Annotated in this window: 28 protein-coding genes; 16 read left to right on the forward strand and 12 right to left on the reverse strand. The window is 65.1% G+C overall.

From position 1 onward, the window contains the following. The first annotated feature begins 46 nt into the window (after positions 1 to 46). The gene (locus ACVWY6_RS10970) at positions 47 to 352 is read left to right on the forward strand and encodes an HNH endonuclease signature motif containing protein (protein ID WP_457537977.1); all 306 of its coding nucleotides are present in this window, start codon (positions 47 to 49) and stop codon (positions 350 to 352) included. A 31-nt stretch (positions 353 to 383) separates the two neighbouring features. On the opposite strand, the gene ACVWY6_RS10975 is transcribed toward ACVWY6_RS10970, so the two are convergent. The 4 genes from ACVWY6_RS10975 to ACVWY6_RS10990 form a co-directional block, all read right to left on the reverse strand. Further along, complete coding sequence (locus ACVWY6_RS10975) at positions 384 to 1,259, reverse strand: 5-oxoprolinase subunit C family protein (protein ID WP_457537979.1); 876 nt, start codon at positions 1,257 to 1,259, stop codon at positions 384 to 386. After that, positions 1,256 to 1,867 carry a 5-oxoprolinase subunit PxpB gene (gene pxpB, locus ACVWY6_RS10980; protein WP_457537981.1) on the reverse strand — a complete coding sequence of 204 codons (612 nt, stop codon included), beginning with the start codon at positions 1,865 to 1,867 and terminating at the stop codon, positions 1,256 to 1,258. The genes ACVWY6_RS10975 and pxpB overlap by 4 nt, the downstream gene beginning before the upstream one ends. Continuing rightward, positions 1,864 to 2,622, reverse strand: a complete 759-nt coding sequence (locus ACVWY6_RS10985; RefSeq protein ID WP_457537982.1) for a LamB/YcsF family protein — start codon at positions 2,620 to 2,622, stop codon at positions 1,864 to 1,866. Before ACVWY6_RS10985 ends, pxpB begins: the two co-directional genes overlap by 4 nt. 174 nt (positions 2,623 to 2,796) lie before the next feature. Beyond that, positions 2,797 to 3,003, reverse strand: coding sequence for a DUF2510 domain-containing protein (locus ACVWY6_RS10990; RefSeq protein WP_457537983.1), 207 nt, complete (start codon positions 3,001 to 3,003; stop codon positions 2,797 to 2,799). 172 nt (positions 3,004 to 3,175) lie between these two features. On the opposite strand from ACVWY6_RS10990, the gene ACVWY6_RS10995 reads away from it, so the two are divergent. Further along, positions 3,176 to 3,595, forward strand: coding sequence for a CoA-binding protein (locus ACVWY6_RS10995; RefSeq protein ID WP_023962541.1), 420 nt, complete (start codon positions 3,176 to 3,178; stop codon positions 3,593 to 3,595). 12 nt (positions 3,596 to 3,607) lie between these two features. On the opposite strand, the gene ACVWY6_RS11000 is transcribed toward ACVWY6_RS10995, so the two are convergent. Beyond that, complete coding sequence (locus ACVWY6_RS11000) at positions 3,608 to 4,657, reverse strand: hypothetical protein (RefSeq protein WP_457537984.1); 1,050 nt, start codon at positions 4,655 to 4,657, stop codon at positions 3,608 to 3,610. Between the two features lie 100 nt (positions 4,658 to 4,757). On the opposite strand from ACVWY6_RS11000, the gene ACVWY6_RS11005 reads away from it, so the two are divergent. Beyond that, positions 4,758 to 5,510, forward strand: coding sequence for an alpha/beta fold hydrolase (locus tag ACVWY6_RS11005; RefSeq protein WP_457537985.1), 753 nt, complete (start codon positions 4,758 to 4,760; stop codon positions 5,508 to 5,510). Positions 5,511 to 5,522: 12 nt separating this feature from the next. Here the strand turns inward: ACVWY6_RS11005 and ACVWY6_RS11010 are convergent, their stop codons facing one another. Then, positions 5,523 to 6,749: a cation:proton antiporter gene (locus tag ACVWY6_RS11010; RefSeq protein ID WP_457537986.1), complete on the reverse strand. Its 1,227-nt coding sequence runs from the start codon at positions 6,747 to 6,749 to the stop codon at positions 5,523 to 5,525. A gap of 6 nt (positions 6,750 to 6,755) precedes the next feature. Next, on the reverse strand, positions 6,756 to 7,214 hold the full coding sequence (locus ACVWY6_RS11015; RefSeq protein ID WP_457537988.1) for an acyl-CoA thioesterase: 459 nt from the start codon (positions 7,212 to 7,214) through the stop codon (positions 6,756 to 6,758). A 140-nt stretch (positions 7,215 to 7,354) separates the two neighbouring features. Between ACVWY6_RS11015 and ACVWY6_RS11020 the strand changes: the two genes are divergently transcribed. Next, on the forward strand, positions 7,355 to 8,467 hold the full coding sequence (locus tag ACVWY6_RS11020) for a zinc-binding dehydrogenase (RefSeq protein WP_457537990.1): 1,113 nt from the start codon (positions 7,355 to 7,357) through the stop codon (positions 8,465 to 8,467). A 93-nt stretch (positions 8,468 to 8,560) separates the two neighbouring features. Here ACVWY6_RS11020 and ACVWY6_RS11025 read toward each other — a convergent pair whose 3' ends face one another. Beyond that, positions 8,561 to 9,193 carry an NUDIX hydrolase gene (locus ACVWY6_RS11025; RefSeq protein WP_457537992.1) on the reverse strand — a complete coding sequence of 211 codons (633 nt, stop codon included), beginning with the start codon at positions 9,191 to 9,193 and terminating at the stop codon, positions 8,561 to 8,563. A 64-nt stretch (positions 9,194 to 9,257) separates the two neighbouring features. Between ACVWY6_RS11025 and ACVWY6_RS11030 the strand changes: the two genes are divergently transcribed. The 3 genes from ACVWY6_RS11030 to ACVWY6_RS11040 all read left to right on the forward strand — a co-directional run bounded on the left by ACVWY6_RS11030 (position 9,258) and on the right by ACVWY6_RS11040 (position 11,735). Further along, entirely contained in the window at positions 9,258 to 10,226 is a 969-nt protein-coding gene (locus tag ACVWY6_RS11030) for an ADP-ribosylglycohydrolase family protein (protein WP_457537994.1), read from the forward strand. Continuing rightward, the gene (locus ACVWY6_RS11035) at positions 10,223 to 10,732 is read left to right on the forward strand and encodes an O-acetyl-ADP-ribose deacetylase (protein WP_457537996.1); all 510 of its coding nucleotides are present in this window, start codon (positions 10,223 to 10,225) and stop codon (positions 10,730 to 10,732) included. The genes ACVWY6_RS11030 and ACVWY6_RS11035 overlap by 4 nt, the downstream gene beginning before the upstream one ends. A gap of 79 nt (positions 10,733 to 10,811) precedes the next feature. Next, positions 10,812 to 11,735, forward strand: coding sequence for an oxygenase MpaB family protein (locus tag ACVWY6_RS11040; protein ID WP_457537998.1), 924 nt, complete (start codon positions 10,812 to 10,814; stop codon positions 11,733 to 11,735). 9 nt (positions 11,736 to 11,744) lie between these two features. On the opposite strand, the gene ACVWY6_RS11045 is transcribed toward ACVWY6_RS11040, so the two are convergent. The 3 genes from ACVWY6_RS11045 to ACVWY6_RS11055 are packed head-to-tail and all read right to left on the reverse strand — an operon-like array spanning position 11,745 to position 15,199. Further along, on the reverse strand, positions 11,745 to 12,974 hold the full coding sequence (locus tag ACVWY6_RS11045) for a CynX/NimT family MFS transporter (RefSeq protein ID WP_457538000.1): 1,230 nt from the start codon (positions 12,972 to 12,974) through the stop codon (positions 11,745 to 11,747). Next, complete coding sequence (locus ACVWY6_RS11050; RefSeq protein WP_457538001.1) at positions 12,971 to 13,678, reverse strand: FadR/GntR family transcriptional regulator; 708 nt, start codon at positions 13,676 to 13,678, stop codon at positions 12,971 to 12,973. Before ACVWY6_RS11050 ends, ACVWY6_RS11045 begins: the two co-directional genes overlap by 4 nt. Positions 13,679 to 13,738: 60 nt before the next feature. Beyond that, a complete protein-coding gene (locus tag ACVWY6_RS11055) occupies positions 13,739 to 15,199 on the reverse strand; it encodes a PucR family transcriptional regulator (RefSeq protein ID WP_457538003.1) in 1,461 nt (486 codons plus the stop codon). 52 nt (positions 15,200 to 15,251) lie between these two features. Between ACVWY6_RS11055 and ACVWY6_RS11060 the strand changes: the two genes are divergently transcribed. From ACVWY6_RS11060 to ACVWY6_RS11100, 9 genes are all read left to right on the forward strand, one after another. Next, entirely contained in the window at positions 15,252 to 16,241 is a 990-nt protein-coding gene (locus tag ACVWY6_RS11060; protein ID WP_457538005.1) for an isopenicillin N synthase family dioxygenase, read from the forward strand. Between the two features lie 181 nt (positions 16,242 to 16,422). Then, complete coding sequence (locus ACVWY6_RS11065; RefSeq protein ID WP_038254560.1) at positions 16,423 to 17,418, forward strand: isopenicillin N synthase family dioxygenase; 996 nt, start codon at positions 16,423 to 16,425, stop codon at positions 17,416 to 17,418. Beyond that, complete coding sequence (locus tag ACVWY6_RS11070) at positions 17,418 to 17,693, forward strand: 2Fe-2S iron-sulfur cluster-binding protein (RefSeq protein WP_457538006.1); 276 nt, start codon at positions 17,418 to 17,420, stop codon at positions 17,691 to 17,693. The genes ACVWY6_RS11065 and ACVWY6_RS11070 overlap by 1 nt, the downstream gene beginning before the upstream one ends. 16 nt (positions 17,694 to 17,709) lie before the next feature. Further along, positions 17,710 to 18,120 carry a VOC family protein gene (locus ACVWY6_RS11075; RefSeq protein ID WP_457538008.1) on the forward strand — a complete coding sequence of 137 codons (411 nt, stop codon included), beginning with the start codon at positions 17,710 to 17,712 and terminating at the stop codon, positions 18,118 to 18,120. 91 nt (positions 18,121 to 18,211) lie between these two features. After that, positions 18,212 to 19,531 carry a uracil-xanthine permease family protein gene (locus ACVWY6_RS11080; RefSeq protein WP_023962574.1) on the forward strand — a complete coding sequence of 440 codons (1,320 nt, stop codon included), beginning with the start codon at positions 18,212 to 18,214 and terminating at the stop codon, positions 19,529 to 19,531. Continuing rightward, entirely contained in the window at positions 19,531 to 20,952 is a 1,422-nt protein-coding gene (gene hydA, locus ACVWY6_RS11085; RefSeq protein ID WP_457538010.1) for a dihydropyrimidinase, read from the forward strand. The genes ACVWY6_RS11080 and hydA overlap by 1 nt, the downstream gene beginning before the upstream one ends. Positions 20,953 to 21,030: 78 nt before the next feature. Further along, positions 21,031 to 22,050, forward strand: a complete 1,020-nt coding sequence (locus ACVWY6_RS11090) for a TIGR03842 family LLM class F420-dependent oxidoreductase (protein WP_030170222.1) — start codon at positions 21,031 to 21,033, stop codon at positions 22,048 to 22,050. Positions 22,051 to 22,075: 25 nt separating this feature from the next. After that, positions 22,076 to 23,389, forward strand: a complete 1,314-nt coding sequence (locus ACVWY6_RS11095; RefSeq protein ID WP_457538012.1) for a M20 family metallo-hydrolase — start codon at positions 22,076 to 22,078, stop codon at positions 23,387 to 23,389. Then, positions 23,386 to 24,771, forward strand: coding sequence for an aminotransferase class III-fold pyridoxal phosphate-dependent enzyme (locus ACVWY6_RS11100; protein WP_457538014.1), 1,386 nt, complete (start codon positions 23,386 to 23,388; stop codon positions 24,769 to 24,771). The genes ACVWY6_RS11095 and ACVWY6_RS11100 overlap by 4 nt, the downstream gene beginning before the upstream one ends. Before the next feature lie 58 nt (positions 24,772 to 24,829). Here the strand turns inward: ACVWY6_RS11100 and ACVWY6_RS11105 are convergent, their stop codons facing one another. Then, positions 24,830 to 25,702, reverse strand: coding sequence for an aldo/keto reductase (locus ACVWY6_RS11105; RefSeq protein WP_457538015.1), 873 nt, complete (start codon positions 25,700 to 25,702; stop codon positions 24,830 to 24,832). Between the last annotated feature and the right edge of the window lie 60 nt (positions 25,703 to 25,762).

Consider the following 25,762-nt stretch of genomic DNA (forward strand, 5'->3'; position numbering starts at 1 on the left):
CCCACCCGACGGCCACGGCGGTCTCGCCGAACCACCACCAGGCGCGTTGACCTATCAACCGTCACAGGCGCTGCGCGAGATGATCATTGCCCGCGATGGCACCTGCCGAACTCCCGGATGCTCCACCCCGGCATCCGAATGCGAGATCGACCACATCATCCCGTTCAACCATGCCGACCCCCGATCGGGTGGCTGGACGATCGAAGAAAACCTCGGCGCCATCTGCCGCCCCGACCACAAACGCAAGACCCTCGGCTACTGGATCGCTCGAATGCACTCAGACCGAACCTTCACGTGGACAACTCAATACGGACAGACCTACGTCACCCGACCACATGGTCTGGGCCGCTAGGGCACGAGGTGCTGGCTGTCGCGCACGTCGGTCATCGAGCCCAATGGAGGCGCACCGACTGGCCGGGACGGATCTGGGCGGCGCGATCGACGTCCTCGTCGATCACCACGGCGACCACGGGATAGCCGCCGGTGACCGGATGATCGGCGAGGAACACCACCGGTTGGCCACTCGGAGGTACCTGAATCGCTCCTCGCACCATGCCCTCGCTGGGCAATTGACGATCGGGATCGCGGTGCGAAAGTCCAGGCGTCATGCCGCTCAACCGCATTCCTACCCGGTCGCTGTGATCGGATGCCTGCCACGTCGCATGTACCAGGTCATCGGCGTCGACAACCCATGTGTCGCGTGGACCGCGAATCGCGTGCAGTTCTACCTCGCCGGCCGCCGGCGCCGCAACGGGGGCGACGTCGACCTCCGGCAGCTCACCGGGCCGGGGCCCGATCTCGACCACCATTCCGGCTGCCAACGGGTTCGGCCCGAGCCCGGACAGGGTGTCGGTACTGCACGAACCCAACGTGGACTCTGCGGCGATGCCACCGCGGACCGCAACATACGCACGAAGTCCGGCACGTGCCATCCCGAGCGTCATCGATCCTCCGGCGTGCACCACAAACGGTGCGTTCATCCCGACCGGGCGAGGTCCTGAACCGTGATCGACCAGCACGTCCACGTCGGCACCGGTGACTGCGAGCCGCACCTCCTCCATGGCCCGAAGCGACAGCCCGCCGAGAGTCACCTCGAAGGCTGCTGCGTCCTCAGGGTTCGACAACAACCGGTTGCCGAGACGGTGCGACCGGCGATCGGCAGCACCGGACCGGCTCACGCCGAGGGAGGCGAGACCAGGCCGGCCACCATCTTGAATGGTGGTGAGTGGCCCGGTGGCCACAACCTCGAGCGCACTCACGAGACGCTCCGAAAACGTACAAAGGTGCCCGGCTGGAGCAGTGCAGGTGGGTCGCGGTCCACATCCCACATCGGTAGGTTCGTATGCCCGAGCAGTTGCCAACCGCCGGGGGACTGCCGTGGATAGATGCCACTGAACTCGCCCGCGAGTCCGACGGCGCCCGCCGGCACCTTGGTTCGGGCTTCGTCGCGGCGCGGGACCTGCAGGCGTGGGTCGCCGCCGATGAGGTAAGCGAACCCCGGTGCAAATCCTCCGAAGGCCACCTGCCATGGAGTGCTGGTGTGTGCGGTGACGACCTCGTCCGGGGACAGTCCGGTGAGGCGCGCGATGTCGTCGAGATCGGGCCCGTCGTAGACCACCGGCACTTCCACCGTTGTGCTGTCCCGACGAGCTTCCCCGGACGTCGGGGTGAGACGTTCGAGTGCAGCGCGCAGCGCGCCTGTTCTCCCCGGGCCATCTGTGGTCACCAAAACTGTTCTGGCGCCAGGGACCACGTCGACGACGCCGGGCAAGTTTGCCTCGTTGATGGCGACCGTCCAGCCGATCGCCTGATCGGTGGTCTCCGCCTCGATGAGCAGAGACCGATCGCCGTACGTCAGGACCATCATGAAAAGGGCTTTACCTCAACACCATTCGCAGCGAGGATGTCTCGGACGGTGCGAGCCATCTGGACCGCGGCAGGGGAGTCGCCGTGTACGCACACCGAATCCACATCGATTTTCACGCTGGAACCGTCAACTGCCTCGACCACTCCGTCGCTGACCATCCGGAGTACTCGCTCGGCCACTGCGCCGGGATCGTGGAGGACCGCGCCGGGTTCACGCCGCGACACCAGCGTCGCAGATGGGGTGTAACCGCGATCTGCGAATGCCTCGCGGATCACCCGCAGCCCCCGCTGTTCGGCCAGCTCGAGGAGCCGCGAGCCCGGTAGCCCGAGGATTGCCAGTCCCGGATCAACCGCGGCCACCGCATCGACCACCGCTGAAGCGTGCTCTTCGTGGTGAACGGCCGTGTTGTACAGCGCGCCATGGGGTTTGACGTACGTGACCGATCCACCTGCCGCTACGGCAAGTGCTTGTAACCCGCCGATCTGGTACACCACGTCGTCGGTCAATTCGGTCCGCGACGCGTCGACGAATCGTCGGCCGAACCCCGCGAGGTCACGATAGGCGACCTGGGCGCCGATCCGGACGTCTCGTTGCACCGACCACCGCGCGGTGCGGGCAATGGTGCTGGGATCGCCGGCATGAAACCCACACGCGATGTTCGCGCTGGTGACCAGGTCGAGCATGGCCTCATCGTCGCCGAGTTCCCACCGGCCGAACGATTCGCCGATGTCGCTGTTGAGATCGATGGTGGTCATAGGTCACCGAGTTCGGAAGCTTCGAGCAGTCCGAACCGCCCGCCTTTGTCGACCCCGACGGCAGCCGCTTCTGCCATGGAGATCTCCTTGTTTGTTGAACTGTGCCGGCGGCGTTGTACCTCGCGCCTCATTCTCGCCGGGCTCACCGGTTCATCCACGTCGACCAGCGATCGGTCAGTAGTCGTCTTCCTTGTTCGGCCGCGTCCGGTCGGTCCATCCCGAGCCGTCGTGATAGCGCTCGAGGCTCGGGTCGTGCTCATCTGGATACCAATCGGCCGGAGTCGGTGGTTTCCTCGCTCGGGCCGCCTGAATCAGGGCGATGATCACGCCCACGACCACTACGACGATGACTATCACCAAGATGATCTGCCAGGGCTCCATCGTTTGAGTATGTCGTGCCGCGGGGCTCGGCGTGCGGGGTCCTGGACAGGGACCGCCGGAAAATGGAACCTCGGGGCAAGTGCATCTGGGAAGAAACCGATTCGATGGCCCGTTTGACCGAGGGAGGCCGGGCGGACGTCGCGGCCGTACCCGTGAACCCTAGGATTTCACCATGTCGAACACCGATGATGTCGTCGAACAAATCCTGAGCAAGTACGACACGATCACCGTGGTGGGGGCCAGTGCCGACCCTGCCAAGGCGGCGCACACCGTGCCCGCCCACATGCAGAACCACGGCTGGCGGATCATCCCGGTGAACCCCAAAGCCGACGAACTCTTCGGGGAACCCGTCTACCGAACACTGGCCGACATCCCCGAACAAATCGGGCTCGTCGACGTGTTCCGTCCCTCAGACCAGACGGCGGAGATCGCCCGGCAGGCTGTGGCCGCCGGGGCCACGGCACTGTGGCTTCAGCTGGGCATCGCCTCGGCTGAGGCTCGCGAGATCGCAGAGAATGCGGGTCTGCTGTATGTGGAAGACCGCTGCCTCATCATCGAACAACGGCGACTGGGCGTGTCGGCGCCACGCTGACCCGTAAGGCGCCTATGAGTAGCGCACGATCCGCGAAAGGCGCTTGGCGTCGGTGAGCATGGTCTCGATGATCGCGCCTGCCACGGTGTCGAACTCCTCTGCTGCGCGGTTCAATCGCTCGGATCCCAGCTCGTCCTCGGCCGCGGCGACATACTCGTCCGAATCGTCGTCGACCACAACGCTGATCACCCATTCGAGCTTTGCCAGCTGACGGTCTACCTGCTCCACACCGGCTCGGTAGCGGGTGAACGCCTCCAGTCGCTGGACAAGCACGCCGAGCCGTTCGTCGTGCACCTGCGACCGCGCAGCGTGGATGGCGGTGAGCTCGGGGTCGTCGCCGAGGTCGTCGGGCGGACCGGCCCCCAGTTTGTCGACGGAGGCACGCAACCGCGCGCAACTGCGACTGATCTCCGCCACCTCGGCATCGAGGTCGACCCTGATCATCTTGTTGTCGAGGATGTCGTGCTTCCAGGAGCGGCTCTGCTCGATCGCCGTCGCCGTCGAACACGCCAGGTAGGCGAGCTTGCCGATGGGATGCGCCCGCATCTCGTCGATGGTTGCCTGGTCGTGCGGCGACAACGTGGATTGGCGCAGCTGTCGTCGCAGTGGTCGCGGGTAGTTGTTCTCGTCGGTGTGGACGGCCCAATCGTCGATCTGTCCGGAGTCGCGGTCGAGGAGAAGATCGATGTCGATGCGGGGCTGGTCGCCGCGCCACGTGTCGACGGCGATGAAGGCGAACCGGATGGCAATCGACTCGCCGGGTCGCGTCCCCCCTTGGTGGTCGATCCAGTACGGCGTGGCCGTGGTCTTGGCCAGATCGGCCAGTCCGTCGCCGCTTTCCGGCCTACGTCGAACCGGCTTGGGCTGTTCGAACCCGGTGACCGGCGGGGCGCTCGAGGTGGGTTCGGAAGTGGCGTCGACCTGAGGTGAAGCGCGCCTCTCGGACTCCGCACGGAACTTGCCCGCCCAGTCGATCGACTTGATCCATTCGGTCCCCACCAGCACCAGTGCACTCGTGGCAAAGACCAGCACGAAGCCGATGATTGCCGAGATGTACACCATGCTCACCCATTATCCGCACCGGCGAAGCGTGGCGCACGGAACCGGTGATGCGGGTGGGCGCGGCAGGCGCGTTGGTAGTCGGTTGACTACCGTGGCGTCGGTGGACACGCTGACCCGGCCATCCGGTGCCGAATCGATCACCCTCGCGGTGCGAACGTCGGGTCCGGTGACAGATCGGCCGGTGGTGCTGGTGCACGGAATGGGCGGTGATCATCAGACATGGCGTCCGCTGGCCAGGCAATTGCGAGCGCTTGGCCGAACGGTGATCACGTACGACCAGCGCGGTCACGGCAGGAGTTCGCGATCGGGCGACTACCTGCTCGACGACTTTCGTGATGACCTGGCCTTTGTCCTCGACGACCTGGGGGTGGGTGAGGTCGATGTGGTCGGGCATTCGCTGGGCGCCCACACCGTGGCGAGGATGGCGATGGCTGCGCCCGATCGGATCCGCCGGTTGGTGCTCGAGGAGATCCCGCCCATGCCCCGTGGACAGGCCGACCTGGACGAGAACATCGCCCCGTCGGCGGGAGGGTGGCCTGAACGGCTCCGAGGTGCCTGGTCGTTCGCCCGCTACCCGAGCCCGGTGATCCGGTTCGACCACCGGATGCCCCAACTCGTCGCGACCCAATTCCAGGTGATCGACACCGACTGGTGGGATTCGCTCAACGCGATCACCGCGCCCGTACTGGTCATCTCGGGTGGTGAGCGAAGTTTCTTGCCGCCCAGGCACCTACGCAGTGTGTGCGAGGCCTTGCCCGACGGCCACTTCACCGCAATCGAGGCCGGCCACAGCGTGCACCGCGACCGCCCGTCGGAATACAACCGCCGGGTTCTCGATTTTCTCGCAGGCTAGACGCGCCCGCTTTCACCGTCGACCCTCCGGACTGATGTCCGACGACGTGCGGAGTCTCTTGCGCCGGGCGCCGATCATCGACGCCGTGAACGGCAGCGCCAACACGGTGACCGCACCTGCGGTCACCAGCACCGATGCGTTCGCTTCGGTCATCTCACCGGCCGCCACGGCAACGCCTGTCACCGCCACGATCAGAGGCAAACCGGTCGCCGAGTACAGGCCCAGTTGCGCGCGCTCGGCGATGGAAAAGTGCGGTTCGGTGCCCGATTGCCCACGATCCCATCGGGTGGCGATGAAGACGGGGACGCCGCGCACTGCGATGATCAGGAGTACCAGCACCACCAGAAGACCGGGTTTCGAGAACACCGCCGCGATGTCGATACCCATGCCGGATGTGATGAAGAAGATGGGGATCAGGAAGCCGAAAGCTATTCCGTCCAGCTTGGTTTCCAGTGACTCATGTCCCTCGGGCAGCAGCCGCCGCAGGATGAATCCCGCTGCGAATGCCCCCAGCACCGTGTCCAGCTCGAACTCGTAGGCCAGCACCATCAGTCCCACGAGCAAGAACATCGTCACCCGCACGGTGGTCTGGGCGGTGGTCTCCGCGCCCGCAGACACCAACTTCCTCAGCCAGGTCTGTTGCCGCAGAACGCGGTCCGACACCAGTCCGACGGCAACCGCAGCGATGGTGAACAGGATGAGGACAACCGTGGATTGGAGCGACCCGCGAGTGCCGAGCAATACCGCCATCGCGATGACCGGACCCACTTCACCGAACGCCCCGTGGTTGAGGACCGTCTGTCCCAGTCGGGTGTCGAGCAGTCCGCTATCACGGAGGATGGGGAGCAGCGTGCCGAGCGCGGTGGAGCACAGCGCGATGGCCACTGCGCTCTCGGCGGTCAACAGGCCTGTGGCACCCAAGGCGAACGTGGCGCCGAAGGCAATCGCCAGGCAGCACATCCAGGTATAGAAGGCCCGACGACCCTCTCGGCCAACAAGTTCCGATGTCTTGACCTCGTATCCCGCGAGCAGGAACAGCATTCCGAGACCGAGTTCGCGGAGCATCTCGATCTCGCTGCCCTCGACGGCCCAATCGAGGGCATGAGGCCCGATCAGGATCCCGCCGACGAGAAGGAGCACAACCTCGGGTATCCGCTTGCCTGGGACCAGCCCGGCGACGAGCGGTGCGAGCACCGCGCACCCCACGATCCAGAAGAACGAGGTGACCACGGTTCCCATGTCGTGTCAGCTCTCTGCGGAGGAACCGACGAGATCGGCGATCACCGTACGGATGGAAGGTGGGATGTCGACTGGTTTGCGCGACGAGCGGTCAACGTACACATGTACAAATCGTCCGGTCGCGGCGATGGCATGGTCGCCGTTCGGGCCGCTACGGAAGATCGCCAACGCGTAGACAACGCTGCGGGAGCCGAGGCGTTCCACCGAGATGCCCACCAGCAGTTGGTCGGGGAAACTCAACTCGCGCAGGTAGTTGCACGACGTCTCGGCCACGATCCCGATGGCCGGCAGGTCACGGATGTCGGTGCCCGTGGCCGACATCAGCCAGGCGTTCACCGCGGTGTCGAAGTACGAGTAGTACGTCACGTTGTTGACGTGACCGTAGTGGTCGTTGTCGTGCCAACGGGTCGGGACCGGCCACAGCACGGGATAGTCGTCGGGCGATGGATGTGGACCTCTGGTCACCGGCCTCGAATCTCCGTTCTCGGGGCTTGCCCTATCGTGGTCGACGTTGTCATGGAACGACCGGTTGGCTGGTTGTCCCGGATAGAGACTACGAGGTGCCTGGTGGATCTGGGCTGTTGCCGAGGTGGAAAGGCGCGCACATGTTGATCACCGGAGCAGTTCTCGAGGAGATCGGGCGGGCGCGACCCTACGCGCAGTCCACACCTATCGCGGTGCGCGAGCTGGAGCTGCAGTCGCCCGGCCCGACCGAGCTACTCGTCCAGATCGAGGCAGCAGGCGTCTGCCATTCCGATCTGAGTGTGGTGGACGGCAATCGGGTGCGACCGGTCCCGATGCTGCTGGGTCACGAGGCAGCCGGCATCGTGCGTGAACGGGGCTCAGAGGTCGCCGACATCGAGGTCGGCGATCGCGTGGTGATGTCGTTTCTGCCGCGGTGCGAGCACTGTGAGGGTTGCGCGGCGGGCGGGCGGCTCCCATGCGTACCGGGATCGGTCGCGAACAACGCCGGCGAGATGCTCCACGGCGGCCGCCGACTCTCGTCACCCGATGGCAGCGGACCAATTCACCACCATCTGGGTGTCTCGGGGTTTGCCACTCACGCGGTGGTTGATGCCGCGTCAGCGGTTGCCGTGGGCAACGACGTGCCCGCGGACATTGCCGCCGTCCTGGGTTGCGCGGTTCTCACGGGTGGGGGAGCAGTGCTCAACGCCGCCAAGCCCTCACCGCAGGATTCGATCATGATCGTCGGCCTCGGCGGTGTCGGCATGGCGGCGCTGATAACCGCTGTGGCGCAGGGGGTCTCGAGAATCGTCGCGGTGGACACGTTGAACGACAAGCTCGAGTTCGCGCGTGAACTCGGCGCGCATGAGATCCATACGCCGCAAGACGTGGTGGACCAGGGTGTGAAGGCGACGTACGTCATCGAATGTGCCGGTAACGCCAGGGCTTTCGAGACCGCGTTCGCGGCCACCTCGGCGGGCGGCACCACGGTGACGGTGGGCCTCCCCGCCCCGGCTGCCAGATCGAGCATCTCGCCGTTGACGATCACCGCCGAGGCGCGAACCATCATCGGCAGCTATCTGGGGTCGGCCGTGCCGAGCCGCGACATCCCCCGGTACGCACAGATGTGGCGCGAGGGGCGCCTGCCCGTCGAACAGCTCATCTCTTCGCGCATCCGGCTCGACGAGATCAACGACGCGATGGACCAACTCGCCGATGGCAAAGCCATCCGTCAAGTGATCATGTTCGACTGACCGACTCGCCGCGTTTCCTCCGATTGCAGCGACGTCCTCCGGTTGCAGTCGGAGGATGTGACTGGAGCCGGAGGGTGTGGGCGCCGAGACCCGTCAACGCCGAACGCGGAAGAGTTCGGCAGGGCGTCCCGTGTCGGCTGTGGCCCGTTCGCCAGTGCCCTCCAGCGCCCCGATGAAACGACGGCGGAAAGTGTCTTTGACCAAAGTGGCGCCAGAGATCGCCTCGTGCAGGCGCCGCAATTCCAAGAGGGTGAACTGGTCGTCCAGTAGTCGGTCAGGGTCGGGATGGTCTGAGTAACGAGCCCGAATATCCTGCACCGCTTGCGAAACCATGGTGTTGTGGTCGAAGGCGAGGTCGACCTTCGGCGTCTGGCCGGTGATCCTCACAAGCAGCGCATCGTCGGGCAGACGCCGGCGTGCCACCGCCGCGCCGTGCGCCATGGACAGCACCCACCCGCGATCGTCTCGTGACGGATCGTCGTACATGCCGAGTTGATGGAAACCCAGGCCGCTGATGCCTGCCTTGGTCCGCAACGCGCGGCTCGCCGCGTCGGCGAGGGTCTCGCCGGGATGCAGAAACGTGCCGGGCAGTGCCGGGCCGCGCCCGGATTCGACGGCCAGCACCGCGAGTTCGTCGTCGATCACGGTCAGCACGGCGACATCGACTGCAACCGAGGGTCGCTCGTAGTCGCTCAAGGCTTTGCCCGTGTCATCCCGCCACATCATGCCTTGATGTTAGCGCAAGAGTGAGCTAACCTTTAGCTCAACTTTGATCTAAGGAGAGTACGCGATGATTCTCGACAACCAACAGCTCGAACGAGCACTGGGAGTGCTGCTGGGCACCGCAGCGGGAGACGCACTCGGTGCGGGGTACGAGTTCACCCAACCCGCAGCGCATACCGAGATTCGGATGAAGGGCGGCGGTCCGTTCGACTGGGCCCCGGGCGAGTGGACCGACGACACCTCGATGGCGATCTGCGTGACCGACGGACTGTCGAACGGTCACGCCGATCTCGATGCGATCGCCACATCGTTTGTGCGCTGGTACGACTCCGGCCCACCTGATATCGGGACGCAAACCCGGGCAGTACTCAGTGGCCGGGACCGGTCTGCGGCCGCGATGACGGACAGGGCTGCGCGGCTGACCGGACGCACCGGCGGCAACGGTTCCCTGATGCGCACGGCGCCAGTGGCCCTGGCGTTTCTCGACGACCCCGGGGGCTGTGTGAACTTCGCCGGTGCGATCAGCGACCTCACGCACTACGACGAACGCGCACGAGAGGCGTGCCAGATGTGGAGTTGTGGAATCCGGCACGCGGTGCTGGCCGGCTCGCCCGACGGGGTACGACTCTTCCTGGAGGGCGCGCCGTCGTCAACCCGTGCCTATTGGGAACCGCTGCTCGACATCGCCGAAACCGGTTCTCCCGCAGACTTTCCGAACAACGGGTGGGTGGTGCACGCTCTGCAGACGGCGTGGTGGGCGCTGACGAAGTCCGCCCGCGACCTGCCCACGACGTTGGAGTACTGCGTACGCGCGGGTAACGACACCGACACCACCGCGGCCATCGCAGGCGGACTGGTGGGAGCCTGCCGAGGAGCCTCGGCGATCCCATCGGAGTGGAAGCCCCTCCTGAACGGATATCCCGGCCACACCGCCGACGACCTCGCCGCGACCGCCCGCCGGATCGTCGGCGCGACAACCACTTCTGCTGCGCCCATCAACGACAGGGGTGCGGCGACACGAGGGGGCGAACAATGACCATCATCGACGTCGTCAACGGCGACATCACCACCACACGAGCCGACGTGATCGTCAACGCGGCGAACTCCTCGCTGCTCGGCGGGGGTGGTGTCGATGGCGCCATCCACCGTGCGGGCGGATCGGACATCATCGACGAGTGCAGGCTCCTCCGGGCGACAACACTCCCGGACGGCCTCGCTGTGGGAGCGGTGGTGGCGACCACGGCAGGCAGGCTCTCGGCGAAGTGGGTGATTCACACGGTGGGGCCGCGCTACTCGATCCGTCATGATCGGTCGGCTGACCTGCGGGCGTGCTACCAGCGCAGCTTGCTGCTGGCCCGGTCATTGGGGGCGACATCTGTCGCCTTCCCCCTGATCTCCGCGGGCGCATACGGATGGCCCGTTGCCGACGCGGTGTCTCGTCAGGTGCAGGCCATCACCACGGCCGAAGTGAACGTGGACTTGGTGACGCTGGTGGCCTTCTCGCGTGAAGTCGGCGATCTGACCAGGCGATACGTGGGATAACCGGCTAGGCGAATGAACACTCGGTAGCGAGGTTAAGCTGTCAGACTAGGTCATAGTGACCGGCACCACAGGAGGCCTCATGAACCGGTACGCAGTGCGCACCAAGACCAGCCAGCTCGACCCCGAGAAAGACTTCGAGGAGATCAACCGCCTGCTGGCGACCATCGAGTTTCCTTGGGACATCAATCAGGCGTTGAGTTTTGCGCTGTTCCGGACGTATGCCGTCCCGTCGGTGGGGCAGCTGTTGTTCGACACCGGAGAGTTCACCGACAAAGTCCAGAAACGCTACGACGACACCACCCTGCTCCTCGACGGCGTGCTCGAACACGGACTCGACAGCAAGACCGGGCGGACGAGCATCCGCCGCATCAATCAGATGCACGGCGCCTACGACATCTCGAACGACGACATGCTTTATGTGTTGGCGACATTTGTGGTGACCCCGGTGCGCTGGATCGAGGACTACGGCTGGCGGCAGCTCAATCACAACGAGGTGGTGGCAGCCACGAACTACTATCGCCGTCTCGGAAATCTGATGGGGATCAAGCAGATCCCGGCCACCTACACCGAGTTCGCGCACTTCCTCGACGACTACGAGCAGAAGAACTTCGCCTACAACGATGGTGCGCGAAAGGTCGCCGATTCGACGCTGGCTTTGATGACCACGTTCCCGCCGAACGACAAGGCTCCGGCCTGGCTCATCAACATCTTCGCGCGCTCGTTGATGGACGACGCCCTACTCGACGCATTCGGTTACCGGCATCCGCCGCGGGTTGTCCGTGCGGTGTCGCGTGCGGCGCTTCGGGCACGGGGCCGGATCATCCGGTGGTTCCCGGTACGCAAGGCGCCGCTACATGCCCGCGACCTCCCGAACATCCGAACCTACCCTGATGGCTACGACGTCACCGCGCTCGGCACATTCCCCCGTGGATGCCCTGTGGCGCACGGCGATTCGTCTCCGGTGGCTTCGGGGCAGGCAGCTGCGGCCACCCTCGCCAAGTGATCGGTCATGTCACGCAGGCATCTTGACGTCTTTTGCGGCGAGGAGAGCTGACAGCGCCTGAGGCACCAGGGCAAGACTCAGCACGCCCATGGCCAGCGGCCACGAACCGCTGACGTCATGCAAGGCGCCGATGGCCAAGGGGCCGGCTGCGGCGAGGCAGTAGCCCACGGCCTGTGCCATTCCCGATATCTGCCCTGTCTGGGCGGGACTCGAGCTGCGCAACACCATGAACAACAGCGCCAAACTGATCGACGCCCCCGGCCCGGCAGCCACACAGATCACCCAGAACGCGGTCCACTGGTCGGTACCGATGAGTCCGGCGAATCCGACCGCGCTCACCACGCACGCCAACAGGGTGATCACCCGCTGGCCGCGGAAATGCCCGGCGATGATGGGAACCAGCAGCGACATGAGCAGCGCGACGGTCTGGGCCAGCGCCAACAAACCGCCGGCTGCGGATTTGGCCATGCCCCCATCGATCAGGTACTCGGGAAGCCACGCGGTGAACGTGTAGAAGATCAGCGATTGTGCACCCATGTAGATGGTGATCGCCCAAGCGATCTTGTTGCGCCACAACGAAGGAAGTGCGGGTCGGGCGCCCATCCGGTGCTTGCGTGAGAGTTGCGGAATCCACAGGACGAGCCCGACGACGGTCAGCAGCGACCACGACGCCAAGGCGATGCGCCACTGGTCATCGACCGCCGTGTAGATGGGAACCGTCAGGCCCGCTGCCAGGGCCGCGCCGCCGGACAGTGTCATCGAGTAGAGACCGGTCATCAAACCCGATCGGTGCGCGAAGTCCCGTTTGATCAATGCCGGTAGCACCACGTTGCAGATGCCGATCGCGACGCCGGCCAACGCCGATCCGGCAAAGAGCGCCGGGACCGAGGGAACGAGACGGAGCAGGATTGCACTGAGCAACAGAAGCATTGCGCCGAACACCGTGCGTTCGATACCGAACCGGCGGGCGAGCCGCGGCGCGATCGGCGACACCAGTCCGAAGAACAACACCGGAAGGGTGGTCAGCAGCCCGGCCGTGGCACTGCTGAAGCCCTCAGAGGCCTTGATGTCGTCGACCAGGGGAGCGACGGCCACCACGGCAGGGCGTAAGTTCGCTGCCACCACCATGATCGCGAGGCCGGCGAAGATCGCCGCGGTGCGGCCGGGCCGTCGCGGGGACGTCGACGGAGGACCCACCGCGACAGCGGTACTGCCCGAATTCGTGAGAGGGCCAGTCATGAGAGGACCTCGATCGAGCGGTCGAGGTAGCAGGCGACAGCCGCCTCTGCCGCCGCCGGGTCGCGGTCCCGGATGGCTGCGACCACTTCGGCATGTCCGGTCGGATGTGGGTGTGATTGGGCGTCGGCCGCGATGACGGTCGCATGGGTGCGTGCCATCACCTCTGCGACTCCGGCATAGAGCTCACCGAGGAGCCCGTTGCCCGAGGCCGTGATGATGGCGGTGTGAAAAGCGATGTCCGCGTTGATGTACCGATCGAGGTCTTCGGCGTCGAATGCCTCGCGCATCTCGGTCAGGAGTCGTTCGAGTTCCCGTACGTCATTGTCGTTCCTGGTGGACGCTGCCGAGCGGGCGGCTTCGCGCTCGAGGGCGCGTCGCACCTGGAGCAGCTCCAGGATCTCGGAGTTCTCCACGCACCGGCCGATGGCAGCGGCCATGAGATTGCGGCTGCGCACGTATGTACCATCGCCGCGCCGGGGCTCCAGGAAGCCTGAATGTTCCAACGCGCGAACGGCTTCCCGTACCGTGTTGCGCCCGACGCCGAGCTGGGCCACCAAGTCGGGCTCGGCCGGGATCCTCGCGCCGACGGCCCACTCACCCGACCGGATCAACTCCTGTATGCGCTCCACGACGAGTTCGCTTGTACGTCTCGGCCGAGTGATGGACGCCGCCTCGGCGGGTACCTGAGTCATCTCCGTTCGCATGGAAAGAACCTAACATCCCATGTTTAAAGGGGCGAGCGGCCCATGGTCGGAAAGGGCGGGCTATTCGCCTTCGACGTTGTTGTCCAGCGAGAACATCGACAGCGCCGTGAAAATCGTCAGCCGCCGCTCCGGTTCATTCATTAAAGGGCCGGTGATCTGCTCGATCCGGGCAATCCGGCTTCGGAGCGTGTTGGGGTGGATGTACAGCTCACGTGCGGATTCGGTGATGTTGCAGTCGGTGGACCGCAGCACCCGCAGGATTCGCCGTTGATCGAGACCGTCCGGTGTCGGACCGGCAACCGAGCCCAGTGTCTCGGCGACAAAACTGCGGCGTGCGTGTTCGGGCAGTTGGTACAGCAGGCCGAGCACACCCAGGTCGCGGTATCTGGTCACCCGGTTGATCGCGCCGACGCGTCTGCCGACCGCCACGGCACGGCCGGCCTGCCGGAACGAACTCGGATAGCTGCGTGGATCGTCGACCTCGTCGCTTGCGCCGACCGCCAGCGGAACCTGCACCGACCGATACAACGCACGGGCCAGGGCATCGAAATCGATTGTCGCACGGATCATCACGACCACGGTGCCAGAGTTGACGATGGTGATCGAGTCGGGATCGAAGCGCAGGGCCACGGGGGTCATCGCCGTTCTGAGCTGCTGCAGCCCGTTCAGGTCCACCGAGATGCCGAACGGTTCGATGCCCAGACAGACGACGCGATGGCGCGGGAACAGCGACAACCGCCGGCTCTTGCGCAAGCTCATCTCGCGCTGCACGAGGTCGTCGCCCAGGATGTGTTTGAGGTTGCGGGCGATTTCCGCGGCGGCTTCGTCGGTGGCTGTGTCGGCGAGCCTGGCGTGCAGGCGAAAGACGGGCGCGAGCGTCGACAGGATCAGGAGTTCGTCCGGCGTGAGGGCGTAGTCGCGGCGGACTTCCAGTACGGGTCCGCCCACCGACGCCGCAGACAATCGCACCGAGGTGACGTCGGGATCGGCCGGGCCCGCGACGTCGGAGAGGTGTAGGTCGGCGCCGAGGAACCGGCCCAGACGGTCGAGCAGCTTGTCGAGGTCGTCGGCTGCGGCAAGGATGTCGTCGGGAACGGACGCAGCGCGTGGCCCGGTCTCGGAACGAACCTCGCCCGATTGCTGCAGCTGCCGTTCGAACGACACGACGAGATCGGCATGCGGCACCAGTGCGCTGTTCCACAGCAGGCACACACCCGCCCGCTCGGCGCGAGCCACCAGCTGCCGCGGCGGATTGACCGGGCGGATGGGGCTGACGAGTACTGCCACAGGTTTCTTCACCAGCACCGGGTCCAGGATCGGCAACAGATCTGGAAGTGGGCCGCTGGGCCGGGTGGGCTTCCATTCCACCGTCACAACGGCCTGGTCGAGCGTGAGGCGGTCCCGTGTATCGGCCAGGTCGATCACCGACGTGATCGAGGTGTCGATTCCGGCGGGTGAGGTGGCCATCTGGACGCCGGTGACCCCGGCGAGCCCAGCCGGTGTGGCTCTCCCGTTCGGCACGTCGATCCTCCTCTGGGAACCACACTGCAGGTTCGTCAGGCAGAGTAGTCGCGTGCTCGCCATCCCGCTGGTCGACCTGTTCGAAGCCTCCCGCGACCCCGAGTCGAGGGCGCGTCAGATCGAGCTGCTCGACACCGCCTGCTCGCGCACCGGCTACGCCTTGCTCACCGGTCACCGCATCCCGACCTCGTTGCTCACCGAGCTGTACAGCGTGAGCAGGCAGTTCTTCCTCTTGTCCGACGAAGAGAAAGCAGCCGTGAGGCAGCCGGCGCCTGAGCAGGTTCGCGGCTGGACGGGACTCGGTTCCGAGGGGATGGCCTACTCGCTCGACGAGGAATCGCACGGCGACCTCAAGGAGAAGATGGACATCGGCCCGGTGTCGGGCCCGACGGTGGGGCAGCCCGGCGCCGGCCCGATGGCCTATCCGAATCTGTGGCCGCGTTTTCCCGAGCGGTTCCGAGCGGTGTGGGAGGACTACTACCGCCACATGCAGCGGGTCGGCGCCGAACTGCTGTCGCTGGCGGCAGAGGGGTTCGGTCTGCCGCCGGATCATTTCGCGCCGATGTTCGACACCGAGATGAGCATGCTCCGCGGGCTGTACTTTCCACCCCAACCCGAACCGCCGCTGGCCCACCAGGCACGCGCCGGCATCCACACGGACTACGGCGCGTTCACGGTGGTCTCCGCGGAGTCGTCGCCGGGAGGCCTTCAGGTGCTCGACCCCGACGGCGAATGGCTGGAGGTCACCACCACTCCGGCCACGCTGGTGGTGCTCACCGGTGACCTGCTCGCGGAATGGACCGGTGATCATTGGCCGGCCACCTTGCACCGCACGGCCAATCCGCCGCGGTCGGTGGCGTTCGACAGCTCGCGCCTGAGTTTCGCCTTCTACCAACACCCCAATTTTGATGTGTCGGTTGCGGCCTTACCTCCCTTTGCGGCATCCGATCCGACGGCCGTACCGGACCCACTGCGTGCCGGCGACCACCTTGCCGAGAAGTACGTACGGCAGACCACATTCGGCCGGCGCACCGCCGATTGACACCGATCGCGGTGTTACGTCTCGAGTGCGGCAGGAAACGTCCACGTAATCCACTGTTACGCATGTGTTTCCGATGTGGTGATGTGACAGGTGGCGGCGCGAACTATCGGTGATCGGTGCTCTTGTTGGCTGCATGCATCGCAAACAGACTTGAAGCAGACGACAAGTGAGGAGCCTGCAGATGTCTGTAGTACCGGTGATCGACATTTCCGCACTGCACGGAGACGACGACAACGCCAAGGCCGCGGTGGCGGCCGAACTCGACCATGCATGCCGGGAGATCGGGTTCTTCCAGATCACCAACCACGGAATCGACGCCCAGGTGATCGCCGACATGTACCGCACGTCCGACGAGTTCTTCTCGCTGCCCGAAGCCGAGAAGCGGCATGTCGCGCAGCCGAGCCCGGACACCGTGCGCGGTTACTCGTCCATCGGGGAGCAGGCGTTCTCCTACAGCGAGGATGTCCACCAGCCGCGTGACCTGCACGAGAAGTTCGACGTGGGCCCAGTCGACTTCGATCGCGACAACCCCTACTTCTCGGTGGAGAACGCAGGTCCGCACTTCCTGCCCAACCAGTGGCCGCAGCGTCCGGCGGAGATGGAACAAGCCTGGAGCACGTACTTTCGCGCGATGAACGACCTCTCCCGCAACCTGATGAGTGCCTTCGCCCGCGGACTCGGACTCGACCCCGACTACTTCGTCGACACCATCGACAAGGACATCAGCATGCTCCGGGCCATCAACTACCCGCACATGACCACACCGCCCCAGCCGGGTCAGATGCGCGCAGGCGCCCACACCGACTACGGCAGTCTGACCATCGTCAGGCAAGAAGAGGCGCCCGGTGGACTCGAGGTGTTCACCATGGACGGGGACTGGATCCCGGTGCCGGTTGTCCCGGGCGCACTGGTGGTCAACATCGGAGACCTGATGGCGCAGTGGACCAACGACCAGTGGACGTCCACCCGGCACCGCGTGCGCACGCCGCGGCCCGACGCGACCGGCGACACCCGCCGGATGTCCCTGGTGTTCTTCCACCAGCCGAACTACGACGCGATGATCGAATGCCTGCCCACCTGCCTCGCGCCGGGGGAGGAGCCGAAGTACCGGCCGATCAGCTCCGGTGACCACCTCACCGAAAAGTTTGCCAAGACGATCGCCCTCACGCCTCGCTGATGTCGGGCTCGAGCTTCGAGATCGAGCTGCGGCGCACCGGACGGGTGGTGACGGTACCGGCCGACCGGTCCGCGTTGGCCGCGGTCCGCGACGTGGTGCCCACCGCCGAGTTCAACTGTCTCCAAGGCGAGTGCGGTGCATGCGTGGCCACGGTGCTCGAAGGCACCCCTGACCACCGCGACACCGTTCTGTCCGAGCGGGCAAAAGCCGCAGGCAAGCGAATCATCCTCTGCGTCAGCCGATCCCTCTCGGATCGACTGGTGATCGACCTCTGATCGAAAGGCCCCGACAATGACGACAACCAGCCTGTCGTTTGCCAGTGTGTTCAGCGCGGACATCGAGAAGCTCAGCACCTTCTACCGCGAGCTGCTCGGACTCGACGAGGTACTCGAGCTGCGCTCGGAGCACTTCCGGGGACTGCGCATCGGCGGCACCATCCTGGGTTTCAGTGCCCCGACTGCCTATTCGATGCTCAATCTCGTTGCCCCGAAACATGATCAGGACGGGGTGAGCAGCTTTCTGACGTTCGAACTACCCACCGATGCCGAGGTCGACGCCGTCACCGCGGCCGCAACGGCGGCCGGGGCAACCTGCGTGAAAAAGCCTGACCGGACGTACTACGGGGCGTGGCAATCAGTACTGCTCGACCCCGACGGCAACGCCTTTCGGCTCAACCACCTGACGCTCGAACAGCCTTCCTGACGTTCTCTCCATCCCGCCCCACCTCGACAGTGCCGTCGAATCATCAGATCCGCACGGGCGCAGGACTTCTCTGCGCCGAAAGGAAGCCCGCATGTCCATATTCGACTGGCAACTCAAAACCGGTGACGCCGTCGTGGCGCCCCACGAACGCCTCAGCTGGCCGCGCACCGTCGGCATCGGACTACAGCACGTGGTCGCGATGTTCGGCGCGACATTCCTGGTCCCGGTCCTCACCGGTTTCCCGCCGGCCACCACGCTGCTGTTCTCCGGTATCGGGACCATCCTCTTCCTCATCATCACGCGTAACCGGCTACCCAGCTACCTGGGTTCGAGCTTCGCGATCATCGCCCCCACGATCGCGGCCGGCGCCTCACACGGCCCGTCCGGTGCACTCGGCGGAATCGTTGTGGTCGGTGCGTTGCTGATGATCATCGGTGTGGTGGTCCACTTCGTCGGCATCGGCTGGATCGAAGCGTTGATGCCCCCGGTGGTGACTGGCGCGATCGTGGCACTGGTCGGTTTCAACCTGGCTCCCACAGCCAAGACCAACTTCGAAGAAGACGCCATCACCGCCTTCATCGTGCTTGTGCTGCTGCTGTTGTCGTTGGTGCTCTTTCGGGGATTGCTCGGTCGACTGGCGATCTTCACCAGCGTGGTGATCGGTTACTTCATCGCCCTGGCGCGCGACAAGGTCGACACCGATCCCATCGGTCAGGCGGATTGGTTCGGTCTGCCCGACTTCACCGCACCCACCTTCCACCTTTCGGTACTGCCGATGTTCATCCCGGTGGTGCTCGTTCTGGTCGTCGAGAACATCGGGCACGTCAAATCCATCAACACCATGACCGGCATCAACAACGACCACCGGATCGGGCGGGCGCTGGCGGCCGATGGCCTCGCGACCGTGCTGGCCGGTAGCGGTGGTGGTTCTGCCACCACGACGTACGCCGAGAACATCGGCGTCATGGCCGCAACCAAGGTGTATTCCACCGCGGCCTACTGGGTGGCAGGAGCCGCAGCCATCCTGCTCGGCCTCTCGCCGAAGGTGGGTGCGGTCATCGCGTCCATTCCGCCGGGTGTTCTCGGCGGTGTGACCACCGCGCTGTATGGCCTCGTCGGTATCCTCGGCGTCCACATCTGGGTCACCAACAAGGTGGACTTCTCCAAGCCCATCAATCAATTCACCGCAGCAATCGCGCTAGTCATCGGCATCGCCGACTTCTCGTGGAAGATCGGTGATCTGAGTTTCGGTGGCATCGCTTTGGGCGCCATTTCAGCGGTGGTGATCTACCATGTGATGCGTCTGGTCGGACAGTGGCGTGGCACCGTGGTGGTGGACGAACGAGTGCCTGCCACAACCGGGCCCACCGATCCCGAACGTCCGCACAGCGCGGAGAAGCAGGAGATCTGATGGCGATCACACTCATCCGCGGCGGCACGGTGGTGTCCTCGACCGGCAGACAACTCATCGATGTGTTGATCGACGGCGAGACGATCGTCGCGCTCGTCGAACCGGGCGCCACTGCGCTGGGCGCCGATCTCTCCGCCACCGCTGACACCGTCATCGACGCCACCGGCAAGTACGTCATCCCCGGCGGTGTGGACGCGCACACCCATATGCAGATGCCATTCGGTGGCACCACCGCGTCGGACACCTTCGAAACAGGTACCCGTGCAGCGGCTTTCGGTGGCACCACCACCATCGTCGACTTCGCCATCCAGACACCCGGGGAGCGCTTGCAGGACACCCTCGGCGCGTGGCATGACAAAGCGGCGGGCAACTGCGCGATCGATTACGGGTTCCATCAGATCATCGGCGATGTCAACGACGAATCCCTCTCGGCGATGAGCGAACTGGTGGCCGAAGGGGTTACCAGCTTCAAATTGTTCATGGCGTACCCGGGCGTCTACTACTCCGATGACGGCCAGATCCTGCGGGCGATGCAGAAGTCCGCCGACACCGGCGCACTGATGATGATGCACGCCGAGAACGGCATCGCCATCGACGAATTGGTGGCCCAGCACCTCAAGCGTGGAGAGACCTCCCCGTACTTCCACGGCGTCTCACGGCCGTGGCAGCTCGAGGAAGAGGCCACGCACCGGGCCATCATGCTCGCCGATGTCACCGGAGCGCCGCTCTACGTGGTGCACGTGTCCGCCCGGCAAGCACTCGAGCAGATCGCGACCGCACGTGGCAAGGGCGCCAACGTGTTCGCCGAGACATGCCCGCAATACCTGTACCTCTCGCTGGAGGAACAACTCGGCGCCGCGGGCTTCGAGGGTGCGAAGTGGGTGTGTTCGACGCCGCTGCGCTCACGTGCCGAGGGTCATCAAGACGAGCTGTGGAAGTTCATCCGGACCGGCGATGTGTCCGGTGTCGCGACCGACCACTGTCCGTTCTGCATGGTGGACCAGAAGGAGCTCGGAATCTCCGACTTCTCGAAGATCCCCAACGGAATCGGCGGTGTCGAACACCGGCTCGACCTCATGTACCAGGGTGTGGTCGACGGACGCATCAGCCTGGAGCGGTGGGTGGAGGTGTGTGCCACCACGCCGGCCCGCATGTTCGGGATGTACCCCCGCAAGGGAGTGATCTCCCCGGGAGCCGATGCCGACGTGGTGATCTATGACCCGGCAGGTCACACGAGCATCGGTCTGGGCAAAACGCACCACATGAACATGGACTACTCGGCCTGGGAGGGTTTCGAGATCGACGGCGCCGTGCAGACGGTGCTCTCCCGGGGCAAGGTCATCGTCGATCACGGTAGCTACCTCGGTGCCAGGTCAGACGGGCGGTTCGTCCGCCGCGAGCTGTCGCAGAACCTGCTCTGACACGGCGGCTCCACCGGCATTTTCCGACAGCGGTCCCGGTAACGGTCAACCACCGCACTCAACGATTGGAGACACCGCATGGATTTCGGTGTTGTCATGCAATGCAATCCGCCGGCATCGCGGGTGGTCGAACTGGCCGTCTCGGCCGAAAACCGTGGTTTCAGCCACGTGTGGACCTTCGACTCCCACGTGTTGTGGCAGGAGCCGAACGTGATCTACAGCCAGATCCTTGCGGCCACCCGCAATGTGATCGTCGGTCCGATGGTCACCAATCCGCTCACGCGGGACGCAACGGTGACCGCCTCGACGTTCGCCACGCTCAACTCGATGTTCGGAAATCGCACAGTGTGCGGTATCGGCCGGGGCGACTCGGCCGTGCGGGTGCTCTCGGGCAAGCCATCCACACTGGCGACTTTGCGCGAAAGCATCGATGTCATCAAGGAACTCGGCAACGGGCGTAGTGCCACGATCAACGGCACGTCCGTGCGCTTCCCTTGGGCGGGCAAATCGCGTCTCGACGTGTACGGCGCCGGGTACGGACCGAAGGCGCTCGAGATGATCGGTCAGGTCGCCGACGGGTTCATCCTGCAACTCGCCGATCCCGCCATCGTCCGATGGACGGTGGAACGGGTGAAGCAAGCAGCCGAGGCGGCGGGGCGTGATCCCGCGGCGGTATCGATCGTGGTTGCCGCCCCGGCGTACGTCGGAGACGATTTGGACCACCAACGCGATCAATGCCGCTGGTTCGGCGGAATGGTGGGCAACCACGTCGCAGACCTCGTCGACAAATACGGCGGTGACGGTGCGCAGGTACCGTCGGCCCTCACCGACTACATCAAGAACCGGCAGGGTTACGACTACAACGAACACGGCCGAGTGGGCAACAGCCACACCGCATTTGTGCCCGACGAGATTATCGATCGGTTCTGCATCCTCGGTCCACCGGAGCGTCACGTCGAGCGACTGGAGGAACTGCACGCCCTCGGCGTCGACCAGTTCGCCGTCTACCTCCAGCACGACGGTAAGGACTCCACACTCGACGCGTACGGCGAGACGATCATTCCCGCCCTCGCGCCCACAGTCGCTGCGCGGTCATGACCGGCGCGCACCAGAAAGGACCGTCATGACATCTTCCGAATCGCACGCCTCGGGGTCCGTTCGGGTCGAACCGACGCCGGCGTCCGACACCGCCTTCCTCGACGACTTCGCCACCATGTCGACCTTCGGTGCCACCACGGCAGGCGGTGTCGAACGTCAGGCCGCGACAGCTGCCGATGCCGACAACCGGCGCTGGCTTGGCCGGTGGCTCACCGATCGTGGGTTCACCGTTCTCTATGACCGCGTCGGCAACATGTTCGGCCTCTACGAACTCGTACCGGGGGCGCCCTACGTGCTCGCGGGTTCGCATCTGGACAGTCAGCCACGCGGCGGACGCTTCGACGGTGCGTACGGTGTGCTGGCCGCCGCCCACGCGATGGACAGGCTGCGCCGTCACTACACCGACCATCCGGAGCGAGCCTTGTACAACCTGGCGGTGATCAACTGGTTCAACGAGGAGGGCTCCCGTTTCAAGCCGTCGATGCAGGGCAGTGGCGTCTTCACCGGGAAGATCGCCCTGCAGGCTGCCCTCGACACCACCGACGCCGACGGGACCACCGTGGCGCAGGCGTTGGGCGCGTGGGACATGCTCGGCGACAGCGACGTCTTCACCGTCGGTGACCACCACACCGCCGGCGGCCGCGCTGTCGCGTCGTACGCCGAGATCCACATCGAGCAGGGCCGCGAGCTGGACAAGGCCGGTGTGCTGATGGGTGTGGTGCCCTCCACCTGGGGAGCCAACAAATACGAGATCTCGGTGCTGGGCGCTCAATCCCATACCGGGGCCACCGCCATCGCCGACCGTCAGGATGCCCTGTACGGAGCAGCGAAAGTGGTTGTGGCACTGCGCGAACTCGCCGATGAGTACGGTGATGACCTGCACACGTCCTGTGGTCAGCTGACCGTGTACCCCAACTCGCCGGTGGTGGTCGCCCGCGAGGTGGACATGCATCTCGACCTGCGGTCGCCGTCCGATGAGTTGCTCGAGGAGGCCGACGCCAAGTTGACCCGGGCGTTCGCCGAGATCGAGGTGGCCGCCGACGTCAAGATCGAGCGACGATTTGCACACACCTGGAAAGGCCATACCTATCAGCCCGAGGGCGTGGCGCTGGCCGAAGACGTGATCGATGCCCTGGGGCACAGCCACATGCAGGTGCGCACCCGTGCAGGCCACGACTCGACCAACATGAAGGACATGGTTCCCACCGTGATGTTGTTCATCCCGAGCGTCGACGGGGTATCCCACGCCGAGAACGAATTCACGCACGACGGCGATCTCACCGCGGGGGTCGACGTGCTGACCGAGACCGTGGCGCGGATGGTGGAAGGCAAACTGTGACCGATACATTCGAGAACACACCGTTCGGGGGCCGAGACACATTCGACGAGGCCCGCGAGGCCGGCCGCCGCGCCCACGAACTCGACCGCGCCCACGTCTTCCACTCATGGTCGGCGCAGGCCCAGATCTCACCGATGACGATCCTCGCGGCGTCGGGTTCACACATCTGGGACGGCGATGGCAACCGGCTGTTGGACTTCTCCTCGCAGATGGTGAACACCAATGTGGGACACCAGCATCCGAGAGTGGTCGAGGCCATCGCCGAACAAGCACGGACGCTCTGCACCATCGCACCCCAGCACGTCAACGTGGCACGGTCCGAAGCTGCACGCCTGATCGCCGAACGCACCCCCGGTGACCTCGACCGCATCTTCTTCACGAACGGCGGCGCGGATGCCGTCGAACATGCGGTGCGGATGGCGCGACTGCACACTGGACGGCGCAAGGTGCTGACCCGCTTCCGGTCCTATCACGGTGGCACCGACACCGCGATCAACATGACCGGCGACCCACGTCGCTGGCCGAACGACTACGGCGCCGCGGGAGTGGTCCACTTCTTCGGCCCGTTCCTGTACCGCACGCAGTTCCACTCGGTCGACGAGCAGCAGGAGTGTGAGCGCGCGCTCGAACACCTCGAGGCCGTCATCTCCATGGAGGGTCCACAGACCATCGCCGCGATCGTCCTCGAACCGGTGCCCGGAACCGCGGGGATCATGGTCCCACCGCCGGGGTACCTGGCCGGTGTGCGTGAACTCTGCGACCGGTTCGGCATCGTGATGATCGCGGACGAGGTGATGGCGGGGTTCGGTCGGACGGGGGAGTGGTTCTCCATCAACCACTCCGGAGTGGTACCCGACCTCATCACGTTCGCCAAAGGAGTGAACTCGGGGTACGTGCCGCTCGGCGGTGTCGCGATCAGCGGTGCGATCGCCGAGACGTTCGCCGACCGTGTGTACCCGGGCGGGTTGACCTATTCCGGCCACCCGTTGGCGACAGCGGCTGCGGTCGCGACCATCAACGCGATGACCGAGGAAGGCATCGTCGAGAATGCAGCGGCCATCGGACGCGACGTCCTCGGGCCCGGGCTCGCCGAGCTGGCGGCACGACATCGCAGCGTCGGAGAGGTGCGTGGGATCGGCGTTTTCTGGGCGGTGGAGCTGGTCAAAGACCAGGGCACCCGAGAACCGTTGGCGCCGTATGGTTCCACCAGCGCAGCCATGAACGACGTCATAGGCGCGTGCAAGAAGGGTGGGCTATTGCCGTTTGCCAACTTCAACCGCCTGCACATGGTGCCCCCGTGCACGGTGAGCCCGGCCGAGGTCGCCGAAGGCCTGGAGATCCTCGACGCCGCACTCACCGTCGCCGACGCGTTGGTCGGCTGACGGCGAGCGGCCGGTCAAAATCGGCTGGTGTGCTGTCCGGCGTCGTTACCCGGTCCGCTTACTCCTCGACAGCGGCGGTGAGTGCATTGATGTCGTCCTCGGACAACTCGATACCGGCCGCGGCCATGTTGTCTTCCAGGTGGTCGACGCTGGACGTCCCCGGAATGGGCAGTATCACAGGCGATTTCGCGAGCAACCAGGCGAGCGCGAGCTGCGAGGGGGTGGCTTGCTTCTGTTCGGCGATGGCGGCGAGCTTGCTGCCGGGGCCGGCGAGTTCGCCGGTGGCGAGCGGGAACCAGGGGATGAAGCCGATGTTCTCGGCGGTGCAGTGGTCGAGGAGCGGTTGCGCACTGCGGTTGGCGAGGTTGTACAGGTTCTGCACGGTGGCGATCTCGGCGATCTTCTGTGCCTCGATCAACTGGTCGACGTTGATCTCGGAGAGGCCGATCTGATTGATCTTGCCCTCCTCCTGCAGCAGCTTCAGTTCGCCGATCTGGTCGGCGAGATCGACCTTCGGATCGATGCGGTGCAGCTGGAACAGAGGGATCCGCTCGATGTCGAGGATGCGCAGACTCATCTCGGCCTGCTGGCGTAGGTATTCGGGCCTGCCGACCGGCCGCCAGTCACCCGGACCGCTGCGCGTCAGGCCTGCCTTGGTCGCGATGACGAGGTCATCGGCATAGGGGTGGAGGGCTTCCTTGATCAGCGGTTCCGCGATCGCCGGGCCGTAGGAGTCGGCGGTGTCGATGAGGTTGACCCCTAGATCCACGGCTCGACGCAACACCTTCACGGCTTCTTCGGGGTTCGCGGGCGGTCCCCACACGCCGGGCCCGGTCAACTGCATCGTTCCGTAGCCGAGTCTGTTGACATTCAAGGATCCGCCGATGGCGAATTGTCCGGATTGCTGTGCGGCTGTGGTGTTGCTGGTCATATAGGCACTCCCGATTGGAGATCGAAGACTGGATTGGACGGGTCATTTCACGGTAGACCC

This window comes from Williamsia sp. R60 (assembly GCF_054063855.1).